This is a genomic window from Alicyclobacillus pomorum DSM 14955 (genome assembly GCF_000472905.1).
Classification (GTDB): Bacteria; Bacillota; Bacilli; order Alicyclobacillales; family Alicyclobacillaceae; genus Alicyclobacillus_A; species Alicyclobacillus_A pomorum.
Genome location: NZ_AXAR01000018.1, coordinates 1 through 19,936 on the forward strand (window position 1 = coordinate 1; position 19,936 = coordinate 19,936).

General features: G+C 53.7%; 13 protein-coding genes and 10 tRNA genes. 1 reads left to right on the forward strand and 22 read right to left on the reverse strand.

Annotated features, from left to right (window positions below):
• Position 1: 1 nt before the first annotated feature.
• From YWK_RS0115110 to YWK_RS22905, 14 genes are all read right to left on the reverse strand, one after another.
• Positions 2 to 78: transfer RNA gene (locus YWK_RS0115110), tRNA-Met, on the reverse strand.
• A gap of 4 nt (positions 79 to 82) precedes the next feature.
• Positions 83 to 176, reverse strand: a tRNA-Ser gene (locus YWK_RS0115115).
• Between the two features lie 8 nt (positions 177 to 184).
• Positions 185 to 259: transfer RNA gene (locus YWK_RS0115120), tRNA-Val, on the reverse strand.
• Between the two features lie 11 nt (positions 260 to 270).
• Positions 271 to 344 (reverse strand) — tRNA-Gly (locus tag YWK_RS0115125).
• 3 nt (positions 345 to 347) lie between these two features.
• Positions 348 to 422, reverse strand: a tRNA-Gly gene (locus YWK_RS0115130).
• Positions 423 to 450: 28 nt separating this feature from the next.
• Positions 451 to 526 (reverse strand) — tRNA-Phe (locus YWK_RS0115135).
• Positions 527 to 532: 6 nt separating this feature from the next.
• Positions 533 to 607 (reverse strand) — tRNA-Glu (locus YWK_RS0115140).
• 26 nt (positions 608 to 633) lie between these two features.
• Positions 634 to 709, reverse strand: a tRNA-Thr gene (locus YWK_RS0115145).
• Positions 710 to 711: 2 nt separating this feature from the next.
• Positions 712 to 786 (reverse strand) — tRNA-Asn (locus YWK_RS0115150).
• Positions 787 to 824: 38 nt separating this feature from the next.
• A tRNA-Ala gene (locus YWK_RS0115155) sits at positions 825 to 900 on the reverse strand.
• Positions 901 to 1,081: 181 nt separating this feature from the next.
• On the reverse strand, positions 1,082 to 2,659 hold the full coding sequence (locus YWK_RS0115160; RefSeq protein WP_026965461.1) for a SagB family peptide dehydrogenase: 1,578 nt from the start codon (positions 2,657 to 2,659) through the stop codon (positions 1,082 to 1,084).
• Between the two features lie 22 nt (positions 2,660 to 2,681).
• Positions 2,682 to 4,625: a TOMM precursor leader peptide-binding protein gene (locus tag YWK_RS0115165; RefSeq protein ID WP_026965462.1), complete on the reverse strand. Its 1,944-nt coding sequence runs from the start codon at positions 4,623 to 4,625 to the stop codon at positions 2,682 to 2,684.
• Positions 4,622 to 6,580, reverse strand: coding sequence for a putative thiazole-containing bacteriocin maturation protein (locus tag YWK_RS0115170; protein WP_026965463.1), 1,959 nt, complete (start codon positions 6,578 to 6,580; stop codon positions 4,622 to 4,624). The genes YWK_RS0115165 and YWK_RS0115170 overlap by 4 nt, the downstream gene beginning before the upstream one ends.
• A 168-nt stretch (positions 6,581 to 6,748) precedes the next feature.
• Entirely contained in the window at positions 6,749 to 7,147 is a 399-nt protein-coding gene (locus YWK_RS22905; RefSeq protein WP_084453761.1) for a heterocycloanthracin/sonorensin family bacteriocin, read from the reverse strand.
• 330 nt (positions 7,148 to 7,477) lie between these two features.
• Here YWK_RS22905 and YWK_RS0115180 point away from each other — a divergent pair, with 330 nt between their 5' ends.
• Complete coding sequence (locus YWK_RS0115180) at positions 7,478 to 7,927, forward strand: hypothetical protein (protein ID WP_026965465.1); 450 nt, start codon at positions 7,478 to 7,480, stop codon at positions 7,925 to 7,927.
• On the opposite strand, the gene YWK_RS20200 is transcribed toward YWK_RS0115180, so the two are convergent.
• The 8 genes from YWK_RS20200 to YWK_RS0115225 form a co-directional block, all read right to left on the reverse strand.
• A complete protein-coding gene (locus YWK_RS20200) occupies positions 7,881 to 10,484 on the reverse strand; it encodes a glycoside hydrolase family 2 protein (RefSeq protein ID WP_051375650.1) in 2,604 nt (867 codons plus the stop codon). The two genes, YWK_RS0115180 and YWK_RS20200, sit on opposite strands and share 47 nt — an antisense overlap.
• Positions 10,485 to 10,504: 20 nt before the next feature.
• Positions 10,505 to 11,563: a BtaManbiosPhlase gene (locus YWK_RS0115190; protein ID WP_026965466.1), complete on the reverse strand. Its 1,059-nt coding sequence runs from the start codon at positions 11,561 to 11,563 to the stop codon at positions 10,505 to 10,507.
• 59 nt (positions 11,564 to 11,622) lie between these two features.
• Complete coding sequence (locus YWK_RS20205) at positions 11,623 to 12,579, reverse strand: glycoside hydrolase family 130 protein (protein WP_035467242.1); 957 nt, start codon at positions 12,577 to 12,579, stop codon at positions 11,623 to 11,625.
• 1,350 nt (positions 12,580 to 13,929) lie between these two features.
• Positions 13,930 to 14,817 carry a carbohydrate ABC transporter permease gene (locus YWK_RS0115205; RefSeq protein WP_342664253.1) on the reverse strand — a complete coding sequence of 296 codons (888 nt, stop codon included), beginning with the start codon at positions 14,815 to 14,817 and terminating at the stop codon, positions 13,930 to 13,932.
• Complete coding sequence (locus YWK_RS0115210) at positions 14,814 to 15,710, reverse strand: carbohydrate ABC transporter permease (protein ID WP_026965468.1); 897 nt, start codon at positions 15,708 to 15,710, stop codon at positions 14,814 to 14,816. Before YWK_RS0115210 ends, YWK_RS0115205 begins: the two co-directional genes overlap by 4 nt.
• A 71-nt stretch (positions 15,711 to 15,781) precedes the next feature.
• On the reverse strand, positions 15,782 to 17,074 hold the full coding sequence (locus YWK_RS0115215; RefSeq protein ID WP_169727197.1) for an ABC transporter substrate-binding protein: 1,293 nt from the start codon (positions 17,072 to 17,074) through the stop codon (positions 15,782 to 15,784).
• A 195-nt stretch (positions 17,075 to 17,269) separates the two neighbouring features.
• A complete protein-coding gene (locus YWK_RS0115220) occupies positions 17,270 to 18,193 on the reverse strand; it encodes a nucleoside hydrolase (RefSeq protein ID WP_026965470.1) in 924 nt (307 codons plus the stop codon).
• Between the two features lie 245 nt (positions 18,194 to 18,438).
• Positions 18,439 to 19,905: a CoA-acylating methylmalonate-semialdehyde dehydrogenase gene (locus tag YWK_RS0115225; RefSeq protein WP_026965471.1), complete on the reverse strand. Its 1,467-nt coding sequence runs from the start codon at positions 19,903 to 19,905 to the stop codon at positions 18,439 to 18,441.
• Positions 19,906 to 19,936: the final 31 nt, after the last annotated feature.

The following is a 19,936-nucleotide window of genomic DNA, read 5'->3' on the forward strand; positions in this document are numbered from 1 at the left end:
TTGGTAGCGGCGAGTGGACTCGAACCACCGACACCACGGGTATGAACCGTGTGCTCTAACCAGCTGAGCTACGCCGCCACAGTGGCGGAGAGAGAGGGATTCGAACCCTCGAGGCGGGTTTAAACCGCCTACACGATTTCCAATCGTGCTCCTTCGACCAACTCGGACATCTCTCCGCAGCTTTTGGTGCGGCTAATAGGAATCGAACCTATGGCCCCCACCGTGTCAAGGTGGTGCTCTCCCTCTGAGCTATAGCCGCGTAATACATACTGGAGCGGGTGATGGGAATCGAACCCACGCCGCCAGCTTGGGAAGCTGGAGTTCTACCATTGAACTACACCCGCATATGGAGCGGAAGACGGGATTCGAACCCGCGACCCTCGCCTTGGCAAGGCGATGCTCTACCCCTGAGCCACTTCCGCAGACAGGTGCAACTCAACACGAGTTGCTTGGTGGCTCGGGACGGAATCGAACCGCCGACACGAGGATTTTCAGTCCTCTGCTCTACCGACTGAGCTACCGAGCCATAAGGTGGTGACCCCAAGGGGATTCGAACCCCTGTTACCGCCGTGAAAGGGCGGTGTCTTAACCGCTTGACCATGGGGCCACAGTGACAACACAAGGTCGTCTCGATGGAGCTCCCAATCGGATTCGAACCGATGACCTCATCCTTACCATGGATGCGCTCTGCCGACTGAGCTATGGGAGCGCTGGCTCCTCGAGTAGGATTCGAACCTACGACCCTCCGGTTAACAGCCGGATGCTCTACCGCTGAGCTATCGAGGAACGGTGGCCAAACGCCGTCTTGTGTCGGCTTTGGCTTCTGGTGGAGGTAGACGGATTCGAACCGACGACCCCCTGCTTGCAAGGCAGGTGCTCTCCCAACTGAGCTATACCCCCACATGATTTGAAGGCCGTACTCAAACCTGAGCGGCTTCAGACAAATCTCAGACGCAGGTATTAAAATAACATCATTCCCCGGTCCTGATCAATGGTTAATTTTTGCATTTTTCGCTTCTGCCCATCCATCGACCACTGGCCACGTCCGTGCGATGGTTTGAAGGAGATTCGTGTTCTCGCCCTAAGCGTGCAAACCGCCCTCTAGTTTGGACCCCAGGCGATAAGGGCCCACCGGGATTTGAATCAAACTTGTGATTCCCTGCGGAACCATCTTGTAAATGTCATCACATATTTCTGCATCAAAGCCCAGGAGCGGGTGGCCATTCATGCCCATGGCGGACACCGCCAATAGGAGACGTTGTACGAGCATTCCGGCCTCCATTTGTTGAATGCGATATCCCCTGTACCCGAGCGACGGTTTCCAATGATCCCTATCCCCCGCAACGTGAAAACACAGCGGTACCTGCGATAGGTTGACGTTGTGCATGGACATGCCGTCTTGCAGCCGAAAGCGGTGATCACCTGGGCGTATCTGCCGTAGCACGTGGGCGGCGGGGTCATAGCAATACGCTCCATCCTCGACACCTTCAACGCCGTACAAACACACGTACAACGAGACGCGAGGTAAGGCGCCTTGTACCCCGTCCAGGTTCAAATCCGTGCGGTATGAGAAAGCTTGAGTGGTCTCTTTCAGCAGCATCGCAAATTTCTCTTGGGGTATCTTCCCAAGTACGAAGTCCGTCCCTGGCGAATACCGGGATCTGCAGACCGCTGCAAAGTCATAGAATGTCGGCGTCACACAAGGTAAAGACACCGTGGAATCCCCGCAACAGTTCTGTCTTCCTTGCTGTCCTGCACAAGGCGGAACAGTCTCCAGCTTGGAGGCTTCATTCATCTGAATGAGCATCGGATAATCCTGAACACTGCGCGAACGGACATAGTGTTCGTGCTGAACCGAAGGTAACGCCCGACACAACGCGGTTGCACAAGTTGTCTTACCCCCGGTGGGCGTAACCGTAAACCAGCTCCCTGCTGGTTCTACAGACAGCGGAATCACGGCATACACGCTCTCCTCCCGTTCGGAGAGTCCCAGCAAGTGGTTGACAGCGTTGTCAAGAAACTGGAAGTACACGGCGGATTCAAAGCCGAATCGCCTTGACACTTCCAGCACCTGCCCCATCAGAGCGCCGGCGTCGAGCCCTTGCAGCCGATAAGCAAAGTTGTTGTACTTGTAGTAGTTTTTCCAGAACATTGTCGACACAAAAATTGCGCCAAAACAGCGAGATACATTGCAGCGGTTGGCCAGGGCTTGGGTAAGATACGGGTGGAATTGTCCCTCGCGCAACAATACCAAGCGATGATGAGCGACGTCGTAATGGTAGACACCGCAAGGTATCTCCTCGATATTCAAATAGACGTACAACTCGTTTGGATATAAAGCGCCGCCAGACGGAGCAAACCGCCGATACACCTGCGTGACATGGGTGCCCGGGTCGCCGCCCCCGACGAAACCAGACTGTGAGAGGGCCGTCAGTCCGTACGCGTACCACAGAAAATGCCCAATGTCCCGCAGGTCAGGTAGAGAAGCTGGCCTCTGTCCTTCCAGTGTAAGTGGGACGTCTGAGGACAGCGGAAACGTGGGCAGGCCGCGATACAGCTTATACGCGAGCGGCGCGTCATCCCAATCCACCTCAAAATCCGGAGGGCGGGCCTTGTCGGTGTCAAAGTGCAGGTTGTGCAGAAATGTCTTTAAATCCATGCTTTCGTACCTCCCTGCAGCTTTATGGAAACGGATGTGGATGCGGATTGAGCTGTTCACGGGTGAGCGGTTTCCTTGCGTAACCGAGTTCCATGGGCACTCGCAACACGCGCTCCAGTCCATCCAGCCGTGTCAAGTGGTAACCGAACGTCATAGGCAACATCCCCGGTATAATTACTTTTACGCAGTGGAGTCCCATCCGCTTGACCTCGGGCGTGGTCTGATCCACCACAATGACCTCGAGATTCAAGCGGCGAAACACGTCGAGGATGTCCTTCACATCGTCGGCGAGATCCGCGTGCCACGGCCTCACTTTGAATTCTTCGTCAAACGACCGCAGCGGGCGCCGTTCGTCGAGCAGGAACTGCAGACGCTCTTCCGCTTGCGGCAGGCTGTAGAGCATGGAATGGTCCTCCATGTTCCGGACACGGAACGGGTTACGGTACATCTGCAAACACTCTTCCTTGTTGGCTTCGTACTTCTCGTCCATCACCATCACCATGCCGGCTAACTCATGAATGGCGCCTTTGACCGCCCGTACAGGGTCGAGGTGAGCCCCCGCTGCACAGATCAGGTTGACCCCTTTCCCCTTTCGGTTTTTCGCCACCGCCCAAACGCTTGGTATTCCGTTCTCCATGGTGGCGTTAAACAAATGTACGTCGTACCCTGCAACCACCCGCAGTGTATCGACCATCATCTGGAGTTCCGAATCCTTGGCGGAATGCAGATTGAGCCGCGGCAGAGGAAGCTGCGCGTACCACGTCAACAGGAAGGAATCGCGTTCTACCACCTCCAAAATCCCGTAGAAGATGGCTTCAACCAAGCTCCCGCCCAACGCACACCCGTTGGAAGTTTCGTACACAAAGCCGCCCCGACAGCCCAAACTGTAGTAGGCCAGCAGCTCGGGCACGAGGATGGGGCGTTCCTGCAGGAACGAATAACCCCACACCCAATCCAGAGGTACATCTTCGTGAAACGGCTGAAACGGAAATTGGGGCTCTGCGTACTGTTCCTTCGCGTGCAGCCCGACTCGAACAGGATTCAGTGCTTTATCTGCCACATCCCGGTAACTTTCGCGAACGACGGTGCGCTTCCCTCGGGGCATCAAGCCGCAGTACCGCTCCAATCCCTCAAGAATCGCCGTCAGCTCACTGTCCGCGTACGAGTGCGTCCTGCCAGCACAGCCCTCATCGCCGTTGGTCAGCGGAAGATTCACACTTGCAGTTGCAAACGGCGTCACGAGGTCGTATACCTTCGCATTCAGAAATCCAGTCCGGTAATCCAAATACTCCTTTTGCAACACGCCCTTCAGTTCAGCCAAGGGTCGACAACGGTAGCTGTCAGCGCTCACTTTTGGACTGGGTTCCAAAGCCATGCAGGCCGCCGTCGGCGTGTCGTCCGGTAAGTGCCCGCACACCGCACACTGCGGGTCAGGCAGAAAGAAGTGTCGCGTCGTCGTGAACGTTTTGAGGTTCATCAAAAATACGTGCCCTTCCGCGTGCGCGCGGTTGCCCCCTAGTACCCGCCCCACTTCCGCCACAAGCAGGTGCGTCAGTTGCAGCAGAGCGGACGATGATGCCCAGACGTCGTGCTGCATTCCCCCGCCGGAGGTCAACGCTTGTTGCAAAGCCCACAGTTCTTGTCTGTTGTCTGCCGCCATCAGACGTCTTGCATCTGCACACTGCGAACACCCTGGCGTGCCTGGACGAACCAGCGGTCCAACGATGCCTTGGCCGAATGAGACAAAGCCGAGCAACCAAGGGATGTTCGCTTGTTGAAACACTTCTTCCGCCTGTTGGTAATCCGAAGGATTCCAGCCGTCGTCGAGCACCAGCGCCAAGTCCACGCTATCCGGAACTTCCTGCGTCAAATGCAGATGGCGCTCCACCTGACATTGCGCGGATAATGCCTGGCTTACATGGTTGGCCAACAGGCCATCTCCAATCACCAAAACAACAGCGTTCACTGGGATCCCTCCCCGTAGAGCACGACACCAAAGACACCAGCCAACGTCTCTCGTACAAACGGTTCCTGTGCCAGGTCAAATACATACACCTGTCGGTTGCTTCGCTCCAACGTCTGGAGTGCCGCCCGCAACACCTTAAGTTCCGTGAGATCCGGGGACGCTGGAACCACAACCTCGTCCGGATCCTCGTCTTGCAGTAACACGGTTGGAACCGTACACACGATGCCAAGGTCGGAATCATCCGGGTTTTGTGTTACCAGTAAGGCCTGTTGCAGGGCCTTTCGCAAAGCGAGTGTGACGTTCAAATCGGCACTGCCGTACCAGCGCTCCCCCGTGCTCAGCCACACCACAGGCAACCCCCAGATGGGTTGCCCCAATCCAATGACTGGAGCGCCTTGCATCGTCGTCAACGCCTGCAAGTAGAATTGGCACCGGTCATCGGAGACTTTGCGCACGTGCACGCGGGACACCGCTGGAGGTTGGTTTGTGCATGCTCGTGTTAGTGCCTCTGTTAGGCATTTTTGCAGTCCACGGCACACGGCCTCCGCGACCGACTCGCCAGCGCCCACGCCGACAAATTCCTCTGGCAGGACGAATTCGCCATTCCCCTGTTCACGAGATTCCGCCTTCCAGAGCTGAACGAATCTCGTTACATACGCTTCAATCCCGGCGAGTCCAGCTTCCTTGCGAGCATCCTCATGCGTCATGCCGTTACAGATGATGCCCGGCAACAGTGTGGCGGGGCCGGTGGACAGGGGATCGACCGGTTGAACGCGGCACTGAGCGAGTGGAAGCTGAATCAGTTCCCCTTCCTCCCACTGGTGAAAAATGCCCGACACGGTAGACGTCAACTCCTGAAAGTACGGAAGCAATCCTGGGGACTCAGGGGGTGCTGTTGATTGCTTCAAACGCTTCTTGAGATCCTCCACCGATACGGGGCGCGGATGTCCGGCCACAAGCGGATGCGGGAGAAAGGGATGCCAGCTGCCTTCCAATGTTTCGAGGTTCAACAGGAAGAATTGGTTCTTCAGCTCGGATTCGGCGACACCGGTCACTGTCTTGAACCATTCAAACGCAATGACGTTCGCCAGCATGGCCCCCGCTGTAGAGGAAAATGTGTGTAACTGTGGGTCTTTGCAAATCGCAGTTTCGTGGATACGCCGCCACGCTGACTCCCAACTTCCGGCCGAGTCTGGGTGCACAAGCGGCCCAGCAACGCCTGCCTGTTCCAAACACAGGGCGGGTAACAACACCTTCTTTTCGTCTCTGCAAGCCTGTTGCAACGCGCGCAGTTCCTCAATATCTCCCGTTTCCGATACGTACAGAACTGCGTCAAACGGCCGAATGGCCGCACGCCAGCGTTCAGAGCCTGAATTCCCCAAAGTGATTTCTGTCAACTTCACCTCTGCATCGGACTTTCGGTGGTGTTCCTCCAATTCCGACAGTCGAGACCGGTTCATCGGCAGCGAGTCCGTCACAAGCATGTGAATGCCGGGGAGTCCCGACTCCAGCAACGCCGAAACCAACGAGACCAATGCCGATCCAGAGCCAATGACCAGTACCTTGGCCTGCCGATACTGCTGGAAGCGGTGGGCACCCGAACCCGCCAGATTGTCCAAGAACTCGATTTGATACGCGTACTTTTGGAGAACCGCATCCGACAAATCGTGTGGACGGTCCTGGCTCACATCTCGCACAAAGTGGTTTTGGTACAACACGTCTGCGATGTTGTACACCATCTCCCGGTGGGGGCCCGGCAATCCATCCGTCAAATCTGTCAACGAAAGTTCCCCGTTGAACACCGGTATTAGCGTTTCAATCCACTGGTGAATGCTCCGCCCTTCCATTCGGAACCATCCTTCGTTGTTCCGGAAGTACACACCGCCGTTCCCATCAGGGAGAAAAAACGTATCTCCCTTCACTTTCAGGCGCATCGAAGGCTTTACACTTGTCATCCCGCTCCTCCTTACCGTCGGCCGCTTTCACGTCCACTGTCATCATGTTCTTCCTCATCGTATGTAGCGCTGTTTGTCCCCGCTTACCAAAAACAGAACCCCTGTGCGAACGAGGCTTGTTCGCACAGGGGTATTCTGCTGTCTACTGGAAACTAAACCTCGGAGAGATTACCCGCCGAAGCCACCTCCACCACAGAAGCCACCTCCACCACAGGAGCCACCACCACCACCACAGAAGCCACCTCCACCACAGAAGCCACCTCCACCACAGAAGCCACCACCACCACAACGGGAACACCTGAAGCAGCGGAAGCAGCGGAAACAGCGGAAACAGCGGAAACAGCGGCCTCCAAATCCGCCAAATCCGCCAAATCCGCCAAATTGAGCAAGGGCGGCGTCGTCAGATCCTTTGTCCTCCGTGGGAGTCACTTCACTCGCCTTAAACTCATCAATGTTTAACTTTTTGAGCTCTTTTTTGAAATCATCCATGTTGTAAACAACCTCCGATTCTGAATTTGAATAGGCCACCGATTCAGGAACGTACACCATAAATACAACGAAAATCATCAGAAACACGACTACCTAGCGTGTATTCACGAACACAAACATCCATCCAGTACTTCGCCCATCCATACCCTCCCCTCACCGCAGCATGCTGTACATGTATGTCGCAAGCGTCAGCACTGTAAAGGCCTATACCTTTGACCAAATACCTATTTTTTTGTGCGGCCAAGGCCGACAAGAACAACAGCCCACGGCCTGCAACGCAGACAGTGGACCTTTGGCGGAATTCACTGCAACGGTTTCATCACAGCAGTTTTCGGTTTTGACAGTCATGACGGGTGTGAATTCACTGTACATTGATTCATAAGAAGTGATGGCGTGGGTGGGGATATCATGGTGAATGCGGATTGGGTGCCGACCGCAATCACAGGTGCAACGGGTATATTGGGGGCTTGCGTGGGGGTGCTGGGCAGTTTTGTGGCCGGAAATAGGCAGATGCGCAGCCAACAGCAACTCGCTATGCTGCAAAAATCCTTTGCCGAGAGTGACCGACGCTTTCAGATATACAACGAAGTACTCAAAATTCACGCAGAATACGGGCTGTTTGATTTTGATGTGCCAGATATCAACACACAGCCATATGTCGAGAAGATGCGCCCGTTACTGTACGAAGGCCTTCACCTCTTGGGGCAACCTGTGAGGGAAGGCCTAAAGGCGTTCGAGCAGCTGTTATGGCAGTTCCAATCGAGCGGAGAAGCAGATTATCAAGATGTGGCGACCGCTTACCATATGCTGATTACGAGAATCGAACAGGCATATGAGCGGCAGTCCTTCCGGTCTTGACGAAGGAGATGTCCGCCGCTGGGGCGTTGATGGCCGAAACACGAATGGTTGGGAAGTCGACATCGTCTCCATCGAAGTGACCTATTTCAACCACCTTCGTCTCTCCTGCGATGAGGTCGAAGTAATTATCACTCCAAGTGACATGTGGTTGATGAAACGCGATGTTCACCATTCGCGCGTGATGGTCTGTGGAAACGGTCACTGTCTTTGCGGCCGTGTCTACCTCGACCGTCAACGCCGCGCAAGGGAGCAACAGGTGTTTGTGGTCGCGGAAATAGTACATATTCGTCGGCGCTTTGCCGCTCTTCGACGACAGGCGAAGGACGGCGTGGCGCGCGTCTACACCACGCAACATCTCTGCTTCAGTCAACTCCAGGAATTTGAGCTTACCGTTGTCAGCCACGCAAACGTCCTGTATGTGTTCCCAAGCGACGTTGCCGGTAAAATCGATGACCTCGACATGAATTTGATCTTTGTAGTTCTGCAAGGTGTCGTTGACCACCCACAGTTCAACGTGGCCAGCATCGTCAATGTTCGCGGACAGAAGAATCGGGGCGAAGAACCGTTTTGCGTAAAAGTATGCAGCCTTGGGCAACAAGTGGTAATCAATCACGGACCAGCTTGTACCCGGCCAGCAATCGTTCAGCTGCCAAAAGAGCGTCCCACTGGACTGGAACTTCCTTCGCCTGTAGTGTTCGACTCCATACTTTAAACCTTCAGCTTGCGTCAGCATCGAGTAGTTGACGTATTCGTCGAGATTTTCCGGGATCCCAGTGTAGCCTTCCATCAGCAGAAGTCCCTTGGGGTGGTGGTAGTCCTTGTTGCGATAGGCCAGCTCGTCGCTCCCCCAGAAGCATTGTCCCTCCGGGATCCACCGTTCCAAAGTGTACCGATTGGACGCCGCATGCATGCCGAACTCACTGACAAATGTGGACAGACATTTCGCGAAATTTTTGAAAGACACGCCTTCAACGCTGTAGTCGATGCGCTCTGGTTCCCCGAACTTCCGCGGATAGACGTGACCGTGCCACACTTGCCAGTTGTGCCTATCCCCTTCCTCGGCCGAGTTGTGATCATTGCCTCCATACGGAGAGCTCGGCCAGTACAAGCGAGTCGGATCCAAATCCGCTAGTAGCGCTGGCATCATCTCGTGGTAGATTTTCTCGCCGTAAAATGGAGTGTGGATGGTGCCACTCGACAGCATCGACTCGTAGATCCAGTCGTTTTCATTGTTACCACACCAGAGCGCGAGGCAGGCGTGATTCCGTAACCGCTTCACAACATGCACAATTTCCTTTTCCACGTTCGCCATGAAGTTTGCGTTGTAGTCGGGATACAGGGCACACGCAAACATGAAGTCCTGCCAAACCAGAATCCCCTGCTTGTCGCATTCCTCGTAAAACACCGGTTTCTCGTAAATGCCCCCGCCCCACACCCGCAACATGTTCATGCCGGCTTCCCTAGCCAGCGAAATGAGGTGTCGATAGCGGGAATCTGGTGCGGTACCCATGAAGCTGTCGACGGGGATCCAGTTGGCCCCCTTTGCAAAGATTTCCTTGCCGTTCAGGACGAAGGTGAACACGTTCCTCCCGTCCTCCGCCTTTTGCTTGACGTACAAGCTACGGATGCCGAACTGAGAGGTAAACGTGTCCACCGCCTCCCCGTCGACGTAGAGTGTGGCAGACAGCTGATACAGATGTGGAGTCCCCAGGTCCCTGGTCCACCACAGTTTCGGGTTTGGTACGCGCAACTCCGCGGTCGTCGGAGTTCCCCCCAATTCCACACGGGTCTCAACACACGTGTCCTCATCCTGCAGAGTAACCACAGCCGTCAGTGTCCGAGGCGGTTCGGTAACCGATGCTGCGCCGTACCCCACAGGCCTGCGACGAAAGGTTTGCACGTGAAGATCCACGGCAACCACGGCTTCCTGTTCGTCTATCGAAACCGTTCTCGCAAATACCGAGTCCCACTTTGCGTACTTCTTCTTCGCGAGTCGGACCGGTTGCCAGATACCAACCGTGACAAGTCTCGGCCCCCAGTCCCAACCAAAGTTCATCTGCGCCTTACGCGCCCAGATGCGCTCTTTGCTAAACCCCGACCAATACGTCATTTCTTTGCCGCCCACGTGTTTGGAGACAGGGTCAAACTTCACGGCGACCACGTTCTTTCCGCGCACCAGCTCTCGCGTCACGTCCAACGTCACTGGTACAAACATATTGTCCGAAAAGGCCAGTTCCACGCCGTTCAAGTAGATGGTGGCAAATGTGTCGAGCCCTTCAAACGTCAGTTCCATTCGCTCGTCGGGTTGGAGGTCCTCATCCCAGTGAAACTCGGTTCGGTACCACCAGACTTTTTCCTCAATCCAGCGACACTTGAGGTCGTTGTGCCCAAAGAACGGGTGTTCAATGACCTTCTTGTCAATGAGTGTGGAGTGCACGTCGCCGGGCACCTTTGCCGACATCCAAAAATGGTCGATGTAATCCGGATGGGACACCACGAGGTCCGGAACCTGACCGTCGTCGAAGGACTGGATCTTCCAATTTGATAGCGTCACCATGGATGTCTCTCCTCCATGCCTCAGTGAAAAGTCAGCGCCGACATGATCTCGCGCAGACTTAACTCCGCACAGGCCATCGACGTATCTGCGACGCCGTAGTACATCTTCACGGTGTCCCCGTCGACCAGTGCACCACAAGAGAACACCACGTTGCCAAAGAACCCGTCCGTTTCATACGGAGCCTCCGGCACAAGGATGGGCTGCTCAGTGCGTGCCAGCACTTTCGCTGGGTTGTCGAGGTCCAACAGCACGGCGCCCATGCAGTAGCGGTTCTTTTCATCCGCACCGTGGTACAGTTCTAGCCATCCCATCTCCGTCTTGATGGGCACAGCACCGGCACCGATGCGCGTGTTGTCCCAGTGGTCCGGGCGGAGCCCCATCAGGTAACGGTGATTGCCCCAGTAGCGCAGGTTGTCCGATTCCGCAATCCAGATTTCCGGAGCCCCCGCCCCTTTGGGTACGGGGCGGTGCAGTGCGTAGTACTTGCCGTGAATGCGTTCAGGGAACAACACCACGTCCTTGTTTTCCGGTGGAAAGATGACGCCAAGCCTGTCCGCATGGACAAAGTCATCGGTCACCGCTAAGCCAACCCCTACACCGACCGGAGACACCACACTAAACGTAATGTAGTACTTGCCTTCGATGAACGTAATGCGCGGATCTTCGATGCCGAACGTCTCCAGTGCGTCAGCTGGAAACAGGAATGCCCCGTCATCGACGGTGAAGTGGTGACCGTCTCGGCTGCGCGCAATGCGCAAATACGAGAGCGAAGTCAGGTAGGACCATGTTTCTTTGCCCCGTTCGCGGATGACGCGCGGATCGGAAACGTCATACGCAGGGTCCCGCAGGTCGAACTCTTTGATGACCAACTCCCTCGTGCTTGGGTTGAACACCGGCGCCTTGACGATGTGGGCGTCCGTGCGGATGGGGCGTTCTGCCACGCGCAACAGCATAATCAGCTCGCCATTGTATTCAGCAACGCCAGCATTAAAAGCGCCAATCACTTCGAAGTCCGGCCGCAACGGCGGGACGTCCTTCGGCGTGATCAGCGGGTTTTCTTGGTATCGGTAGATCTTCATGGTGCACATGCCTCCTGTGCAACGTACGAGTTCGTCAGTGCCAGATCTACGCGAAGACACTAACGGCGATAGATGGCCACGCCAATTTTGGAATCGGCCATCCCGTAGTACAGGTAGTGCGCTCCCTGATACTCTACCAGGCCCTCAACGAATACCACGTTCCCGACCTGTCCAACAATCTCGTCGTGCGTGCCTGGGACGAAAAACGGTGCTTCCGTGCGTTTCAAGACTTTCGTCGGATCTTCCTTCGACAGCAGAACCTGCCCGGCAGAGTAGCGGAGTTTACCAAAGGACGGATCTTGCGGGTCTGTGATCACCCTCGCAGCGTTGTAAATCAACAAGATACCGTCGTCCGTCAACATGGGTTGCGGGCCTGGCTCAATCAGCGCGCTGTCAAACGCCTCTGGATCAGTGGACGGTGTGAACACAGGTTCTTTCACCGGCGTCCAGTGAACCAGGTCTTCCGAATATGCAAGCCAGATACTTGTATCGCCGAAGTACATGATGTACTTGCCATTGATGGGTTCAGACAGAATCGCCCCAGACTTCGACCACACCCTATCGGAACCTTCAGTCCAGTCGGGAAACAGAACCCCGTGTTTTTCCCATGTGAAGAGATCCTTTGACGTGGCCAAGCATAGGGTTGCAGAGTGTCCATCAAACGCTGTGTACGTCAGGTAATACGTGTCGCCAATCTGCGTCACGCGAGGATCTTCGCATCCACCCGGTAATTCATAGCTCTCGGTTGGCACTAGTACCGGCTCAGGATGGCGTTCAAAGCGCACGCCGTCTTCGCTGACGGCAATCCCAATGCGGCTGGTTCCGTTCCACTCCCCAGCGCCGCTGTGATCCTCTGCGCGATAGAGCATGTACACCTTGCCGTCCTTCACTACCGCGGCAGGGTTAAACAGATCCTTGGCTTCCCACGAGTCCCCTTGCGGCCCCAAAATGGGATTGCTTTCGTTCTTGACAAATGGACCAAACGGAAACGACACGCGGGATAAAGGTACGCTCACATCAAGTCCCTCCGGTTTTGTTGCTATCTCGTGTAGTGAATCTGGAGGATGAATGGCCCAGAAGCCATATCAGAGCGATTTGCAAATCGCTCATACTGCAAATCGCTACAGTTGATAGCTGATACGATGAAACTTATGATGAAACCTGCGACAACGCAACGCCTTCGAGCAAGGGTAATGGCGCTCTTCCCAGCATTCCGGAGTATCTATCGAATTTATCTGGAACAATCTCCACCATGCTCGTTGTATCTCAATGACGACACGCTGCACGTGGTCGGTGAAAATTTGAACATCTCCCTATCGGTTTGTGGCACACCATCACCGAAGACAGCTGCACAGAACCCAAGATATCCACCTGCACGGAGGGGTGAATCGAAAAATCACACGATAATTTAAAGATTATTATGTAAATTTCGGTCGGGTGATGCAATAATGCAGACAAGCAGAATCATTGTCTTTCGGGTATGTTCCATCACATAAAAACTGATGGATGGTCATATACGTAAAAACAACATCACCAGGATCCATTCGCATAGAGGTGAACGTGTCTTCGTACCCCAATATCTTCAACCGGATCATGTGGAGAAATTGCTGAATCTTGACTCAAAAGTATATCCACTGGAATACCAATCCGATGTAAAAGCAACATTGGAAAGGATTGAGCTGAACTCTTTTACAGATATCCTCGTTTTACATCAAGAACATCTCGTGGGTTACATTTCACTCTATCCGATTGATTCGTCAGTGTACGGAGAAATCAAAAGGGGATTGATCCACGACAGGAATCTAGAGCACAAGGTCATCCCCTTCGACCACGTGGGGACATACTGTGGTTATCTCTCGTCCATCGTGATTGATAAACAACAGTTCCCGTATTACAAAGGGGAATTTTTGTTCTTTCACTTACAAGACCATCTCAAGAGACTCCGTAAGCGGGGGGTATTTGTAGATAGGATCATTGCATACGCTGTATCCCAAGCCGGTAAAAACATTTTAACGAAAATGCGATTCAAAGAATGTGGAGATGGCATATTTATTTTTTCGTGTAGTCAACAAGGCTATGATTTTATTCTGCGACAATGTCGCACGCTTTTATGGGTTTGTCGTTTTACAACCATTGGTTCTGATATATCAGAAACGATATACATCTCTAGATCAGAATGGGACACAGACACATAGCACATCAAAACGCTCCGGATGCGTCTTTAGCCAAATTTCTTCCACATCAACAAGCGCGGTCTGTCTTCATGACAACCGCGCTTTCACCAACTATGCAATGCCGAGCACTGGGTGGCCGTGGGAACGGCTGCTGTTTGTAGTCAAGGAATGCTGGACACGAAAATTCTCGCGTCAGCCTTTCGTCCCTGTCAATGTAATGCCTTCAATGAAGTACCGCTGCGCGGCGAAAAAGATGACGAGCATGGGCAACATGACCACAACCGTTGCAGCCATAATCAGATTCCACTCTGTGTGGAATGTACCCTGGAATTGTGATAGCCCCAGTTGTAGTGTGAACTTGCTCGGATCGTTCAAGTAAATCAGAGGCGCTAAGAAATCGTTCCACGCTCCTTGGAACGAGAAGATGGCGACCGCCGTCAACGCAGGCTTGACGAGTGGAAGAACCACTGTAAAAAACGTACGCAGACTTCCAGCCCCATCTAGCATCGCGGCCTCCTCTAATTCTGGAGGTATCGTCATAAAAAACTGGCGCAGCAAAAACACGTAGAACGCGGATCCGAAAAACGCAGGCACCGTCAACGGTAACAGCGTGTTAATCCAGCCTAGGTCGTGAAATAAGATAAACTGAGGAACCAGCAACACTTGATTGGGAATCATCATGGTGGCTAGGAGCACCATGAACAAAATCCTCCGTCCGGGAAATCGAAACCGTGCAAACCCATACGCCACAAACGCACAGGAGACGACATTGCCAATCACGTTGACGACGGCAATGATGATGGAATTCAGTGCATACCGTGCAAACGGCAACGCCGTCAGAGCTTTACCAAAGTTCCCCCACTCCCAGTGCTTAGGCAGCCAAACCGGGGGAAAAACAAAGATTTCGTCACTCGACTTGAGCGCGCTGAGAATGAGCCAGACAAAAGGAATCAAGAAACAAATCGACGTGCCGATTAACAGAAGGTAGACAACCAGTCGACTCACTCGAGTCCCGACGCGACCACTGCTTGGCTTCATAGGTAGTGCCTTCGCATGGAGTTTCAACCGTTGGGGAGTCACTCTTTTTCACCTCCGTAGTACACCCAGAGCGACGAGCTCTTGAAGACCAACAGAGTGAGCAGCAAGACAATGAAAAAGAGAACCCACGCAAGCGCGGACGCGTAGCCCATGTTCAACTCCGTAAAACCCTGTATGTAAATATTTAGTGCATAAAACAATCCCGCATTGTTGATCCCTGCACCTCGACCTCCGTATCCGGCCCCCATTACGAACGCCTGTGTGAAGTAACTGAACGCGCCAATCAATCCCATAATCAAATTGAAGAACAGGACTGGAGAAATCATTGGAAGCGTTACGTACCAAAACTTCTTCCAAACCGATGCGCCGTCAATCACAGCCGCCTCATAGAGACTTCTGGGTACATCCTGTAAGCCCGCTAAGAACGTGATCATCCACGTTCCCACGCCCCATACACTCATCACGATGAAAGAAGGCACTGTCCACTGCGGCGTGACGAGCCACTGTGGTTGTGGGAGATGCAAGATTCCGAGAAATCGATTGAGAATGCCGTACTGTGGGTTCAATATCCAGTTCCAAAGGATAGCGACTGCGACTGGAGGCAGGATGGCTGGCAAGTAGAAGATGGTTCGGAACAAGCGCATGAACCGAACTTTCTGGTTGAGTAATATCGCGAGCACCAATGCCACAAGCAAATCGAGTGGAACTGAAAATATCGCGTAGTAAAACGTCACGTACAGAGACTGCCAGAAGTCGTGGTCCTTCAAGATGTGAATGTAATTCTGCAAGCCAATAAATTTCGGCGCAGTCAACAGGTTATATTGCGTAAATCCGAGATAAAACGATGCGACGAACGGTCCTAGCGTCAAGACAACGAAGCCAATCAACCAGGGACTGATGTATGCGTAACCGAGGAGTGCTTCCCTGTGCTTCATTTTCAATTCGAGTCACCTCTGGTCCCCCCAACCCGACTGCGGATTGGGGGAGAAAGTCAAATCCACATCAGTTATTTGAGCAGGGCATCGAGATCCGCTTGCGTCTTTTTCGCAATCTCTTCCGGTGTCGACGTATTCATCAACAACGGCTCGTACACATCGTTCGCAAGCACGTTCCAGAAGTTTTGCATCGCCGTCGGGTTGGGCAATGTCTGGTACAAACGTGCAACTTTCATGGAATCCAGAATCGGCTGTACCCTGTCTGCCGGAGTGTGACCTCCCGGCGCATCCGGCACGTCCATCTGTTCCAGGTTTGCTGCGTATTGCTTGATGGGCGGGACAATTTTCCAATGGTCAATGGCATCCAGTAGTGCCATGTAGGCTTTGAACACGGTTTCCTTGTCAACTTTGGTATGCGCGTTGATGGCCATGTCGTCAATCCCGAGGTCAGTCACTTGTTGCGTACCTTTCGGCAACACGGCGACTTTCGCTGTGAATCCCTGGGCTGCATAGTTACCGTCGGCCGCTCCGCCCATGAACATGGCAACTTTGCCTTGGCGGAACAAATCTTCAATATCGACATTGGCCAACTCTGCCTGGCTCGGTACCAACTTTTCAGTCACTAGCGTGTGCAACAAGGTCAGCGCTTTGATGGTTTGGGGCGAGTCGAACGTGCTCTTGGTCAGATCTTTGTTCCAGAAGTCTCCTCCGTAAGACCAGATGAAGTCGTATACCGGCGGCCAACCGTTCGAGAGGAGGAATCCATACTTCCCGGTCTTCTGCTTGATGACCTCACAGTCTTTCAGGAAATCGTCCCACGTCCAACCGGATTTCGGCTCAGACAGTCCAGCCTGCTTAAAGATTTCCGGGTTGTAGTACATCACAGTCGGTTGACCGATCCACGGCAAGGCGTAGTACGAGCCCTGGTAAACATCGTTTTTCAACGTCGCAGGGTAATAGTTGTTGATGTCTGCCACCGTGTACTGACTCTTGTATTTGTCCAGATAGGGCTGCAAGTTCAACAACACGCCGTTTGCTGCATATGTAGCCGCTTCTCCGTCGGGAAGATAGAAAATGTCTGGGGCTGTGCCTGCTGCAACCTGCGTCTTCAGTTTCTGGTCGTAGTTGGACGGTACATTCAATTCCTTGATTTGAAACTCATTCTTGTGTTCTGCATTGATCTTGTCGATGATTTTGTGGAGCTGCGCGTCTTCTTCCGCGCCGCCCCATGTTCCGAAGGTGATGGTGACTGGCCCCTTTGGGTTACTGGTATTGCTACTATTGTCCGTGCTACCACATGCTGTGGTGGAGAAGAGCATCAGGCTGGAAACTCCAGCAACTAACCATCTTGATATCGCTTTCATCGAAATCCCCCCGTTTTTGTGTGGATCAACACGTACGCAGGTTTCCCGGTTCATTTTTTGGAGTGAATTACTCAATACATTATTTTTAATAAATAGTTTATAAAGTATTTGCAAGTCAGTGATTTGCAAAATCTCGACGAACAACGTTCACTTGAAATAGATTTTGTGGATGGCCCTACCGCTCCCCTTCTATTCCTAGTACCGCATCAGGACCGCGAACAACATGTCCCAAAACAAGTCCGGCTTCACCCCCACTGCGACCTGCGCGTTTGGCGCCTTTCCAGTTTGACCCTTCCGGGCGCAGACGGTACGGCCGTAAGTGAGATCACCGCGCGTCTCCACGTCCACGTACATTTCCTCGAACTGAACCACGTCGCTGTCCATGAGGACTGCCACTGCCAAAGGATCATGTAGTGCCCCACCTTCGATACCGTGCGTTTTGTAGTACGCGTTGATGTAATCTGTGAGCCAGGTGCTGACGTACTCGCTGACGGAGTTGTTCAGTTTGCGGATTTTCTCCACGATGGATGGGGTAGCTAGAACTTGATACGTGACATCCAATCCGACCATGTTCACCGGCACCCCAGATTGGAACACAATTTTCGCAGCCTCCGGATCCGCCAACACGTTAAACTCGGCAGACGGCGTCACATTGCCTTGTCCAACCGAGCCGCCCATCATGACAATGCGTTGAATCTTCTTTTTCACATCTGGAAAGGTGGACAGCAGTAGCGCAGTGTTGGTCATTGGCCCAATCGAAACCAGCGTCACTGGCTCCTCTTCGTTCAGGAGTTGTTGGGCCAGCCACAGAATGGCGTTCTCAGCCGCAAGCGGTGCATCAACAGGTGGCAATTCGGCTCCACCCAACCCCGACTCGCCGTGTACGTCGTCCGCTATGATGGGCTCACGCAACAGAGGCCTCGCTGCGCCCTGGACCACGGGACACTGTAGGTTACCTAAACCGACGATACGCCGGGCATTTTCCGTCGTCTTAGCCACGGTCTGGTTCCCCGCGACGGTGGAAACACCGCAGAGTTGCAGGTTTTCCGCTTTCCCCGCCAGCAATATCGCAATCGCATCGTCCAAGCCTGGATCGCAATCGATGAACAATTTCGTCATTCCAGCTCCACCCTTCGGCATACTTACATCTCATCAGCGATGTGCAAAAAAACGACGAACATCGAGTTCAGCACGTTTAACGACAATATACCATGTCAGTGTTGAGGATACTGTGGAGATAGGAAACCTCGAAACGCGAAGCTCCTCCCACAACACAATGAGCGACAGGACATGTCTGTCGCTCATTGTGACTTGGTTCTAGACCCAAAGGGGACTCAATGCCAATCCAACTCTGTCTCTACGGATTAGACATATCGTGCCGTCATCATTTTTCTGCGCGTGTAGAATTCGACACCGTCACGGCCGTTTGCGTGAAGATCCCCGTAGAAGGACTTCTTCCATCCGGAGAATGGGAAGAATGCCATGGGCGCCGGAACGCCAACGTTCACGCCAAGCATCCCTGCATCAATGTCCTGCCTGAACTTCCGAACCACTTTGGCACTGTCTGTGAACAGGCACGCACCGTTCGCGAACTCGGACTGATTCGCAACTTGAATGGCTTCATCCAAATCTTCGGCTCTCACTATGCTGAGCACCGGAGCGAAAATTTCATCTTGCCGGATTTTCATACCGGGCTTCACATGATCAAAGATGGTCGGCCCAATAAAGTATCCGTCCCCAGCCGCAGCCACGTCGTCCTTCCGACCATCGCGGACCAGAATCGCACCCTCTTTTTCACCCATCTCAATGTACTCGACCGTCCTGTTCCGATGCGCCTCACGAATCACCGGACCCAGAAACACATCTTCGTCCAGCCCGTTGCCGATGGTGATTTCATTGGCGGCAGCCACTAACTTGGGTACGAGTTGATCCGCCACATCGCCAACCGCCACCACCACGGAACATGCCATGCAGCGCTCGCCTGCAGAGCCGAAAGCCGCACCAATGATCTCTTTCACTGCAAGGTCCAGGTTGGCGTCCGGCATGACAATGGTATGGTTCTTCGCCCCCGCCAATGCCTGAACGCGCTTCCCGTTGGCAGCTGCCGTCTTGTACACGTATTCGGCGACCGGCTGTGAACCCACAAAGGAAACGGCAGTCACGTCCTTGTGCTCCAGGATTTCATTCACCACGTCATGTGCACCGTGGACAATGTTGAGGACTCCGTCCGGCAAACCGGCTTCTGCAAGCAGTTCAGCCAGGCGAATGGCACTCAGAGGCGTCCGCTCGGAAGGCTTCAACACGAAGGTGTTCCCACAGGCGATGGCAAGGGGATACATCCAACACGGCACCATCATCGGGAAGTTGAACGGGGTAATCCCACCCACCACGCCAATCGGGTAGCGGTACATTCCCGACTCGATATCCGTTGCAATATCCGGAAGCTGTGTGCCCATCATCAGCGTGGGCGCGCCTGCAGCAAACTCCACACATTCGATGCCACGTTGAACTTCACCGTAGGCTTCCTTGTAGCTCTTCCCGTTCTCTATGGTGATAAGTTCGGCAAGCTCCTCCCAGTGATCCACAAGTATCTGCTGGTACCGGAACAAGACGCGTGCGCGTTTTGGAACCGGCGTTTGACTCCAGGTCGTATAAGCGCTTTTTGCAGCTGCCACCGCTTTCTCCAAATCGTCCCGATTGGACAACGGTACGTAAGCCACCGTCTCACCTGTTGCGGGGTTTGGAACCTCCACCTGTTTGTCAGATGTGGATTCCACCCACTGTCCCCCTATCAAATTCTTTACCGTTTGTACTTCTGTCGATGCCCTCATCGCTCTCGTCTCACTTTCAACGTAGAATGGC

What these genes read in the sequence shown, in the direction of transcription:
- YWK_RS0115160 (WP_026965461.1), bottom strand. Translation starts at nt 2,659, where the DNA reads ATGGATTTAAAGACATTTCTGCACAACCTGCACTTTGACACCGACAAG.
- YWK_RS0115170 (WP_026965463.1), bottom strand. Translation starts at nt 6,580, where the DNA reads ATGACAAGTGTAAAGCCTTCGATGCGCCTGAAAGTGAAGGGAGATACG.
- YWK_RS22905 (WP_084453761.1), bottom strand. Translation starts at nt 7,147, where the DNA reads ATGATTTTCGTTGTATTTATGGTGTACGTTCCTGAATCGGTGGCCTAT.
- YWK_RS0115180 (WP_026965465.1), top strand. Translation starts at nt 7,478, where the DNA reads ATGGTGAATGCGGATTGGGTGCCGACCGCAATCACAGGTGCAACGGGT.
- YWK_RS20200 (WP_051375650.1), bottom strand. Translation starts at nt 10,484, where the DNA reads ATGGTGACGCTATCAAATTGGAAGATCCAGTCCTTCGACGACGGTCAG.
- YWK_RS0115190 (WP_026965466.1), bottom strand. Translation starts at nt 11,563, where the DNA reads ATGAAGATCTACCGATACCAAGAAAACCCGCTGATCACGCCGAAGGAC.
- YWK_RS0115210 (WP_026965468.1), bottom strand. Translation starts at nt 15,710, where the DNA reads ATGAAGCACAGGGAAGCACTCCTCGGTTACGCATACATCAGTCCCTGG.
- YWK_RS0115215 (WP_169727197.1), bottom strand. Translation starts at nt 17,074, where the DNA reads ATGAAAGCGATATCAAGATGGTTAGTTGCTGGAGTTTCCAGCCTGATG.
- YWK_RS0115220 (WP_026965470.1), bottom strand. Translation starts at nt 18,193, where the DNA reads ATGACGAAATTGTTCATCGATTGCGATCCAGGCTTGGACGATGCGATT.
- YWK_RS0115225 (WP_026965471.1), bottom strand. Translation starts at nt 19,905, where the DNA reads ATGAGGGCATCGACAGAAGTACAAACGGTAAAGAATTTGATAGGGGGA.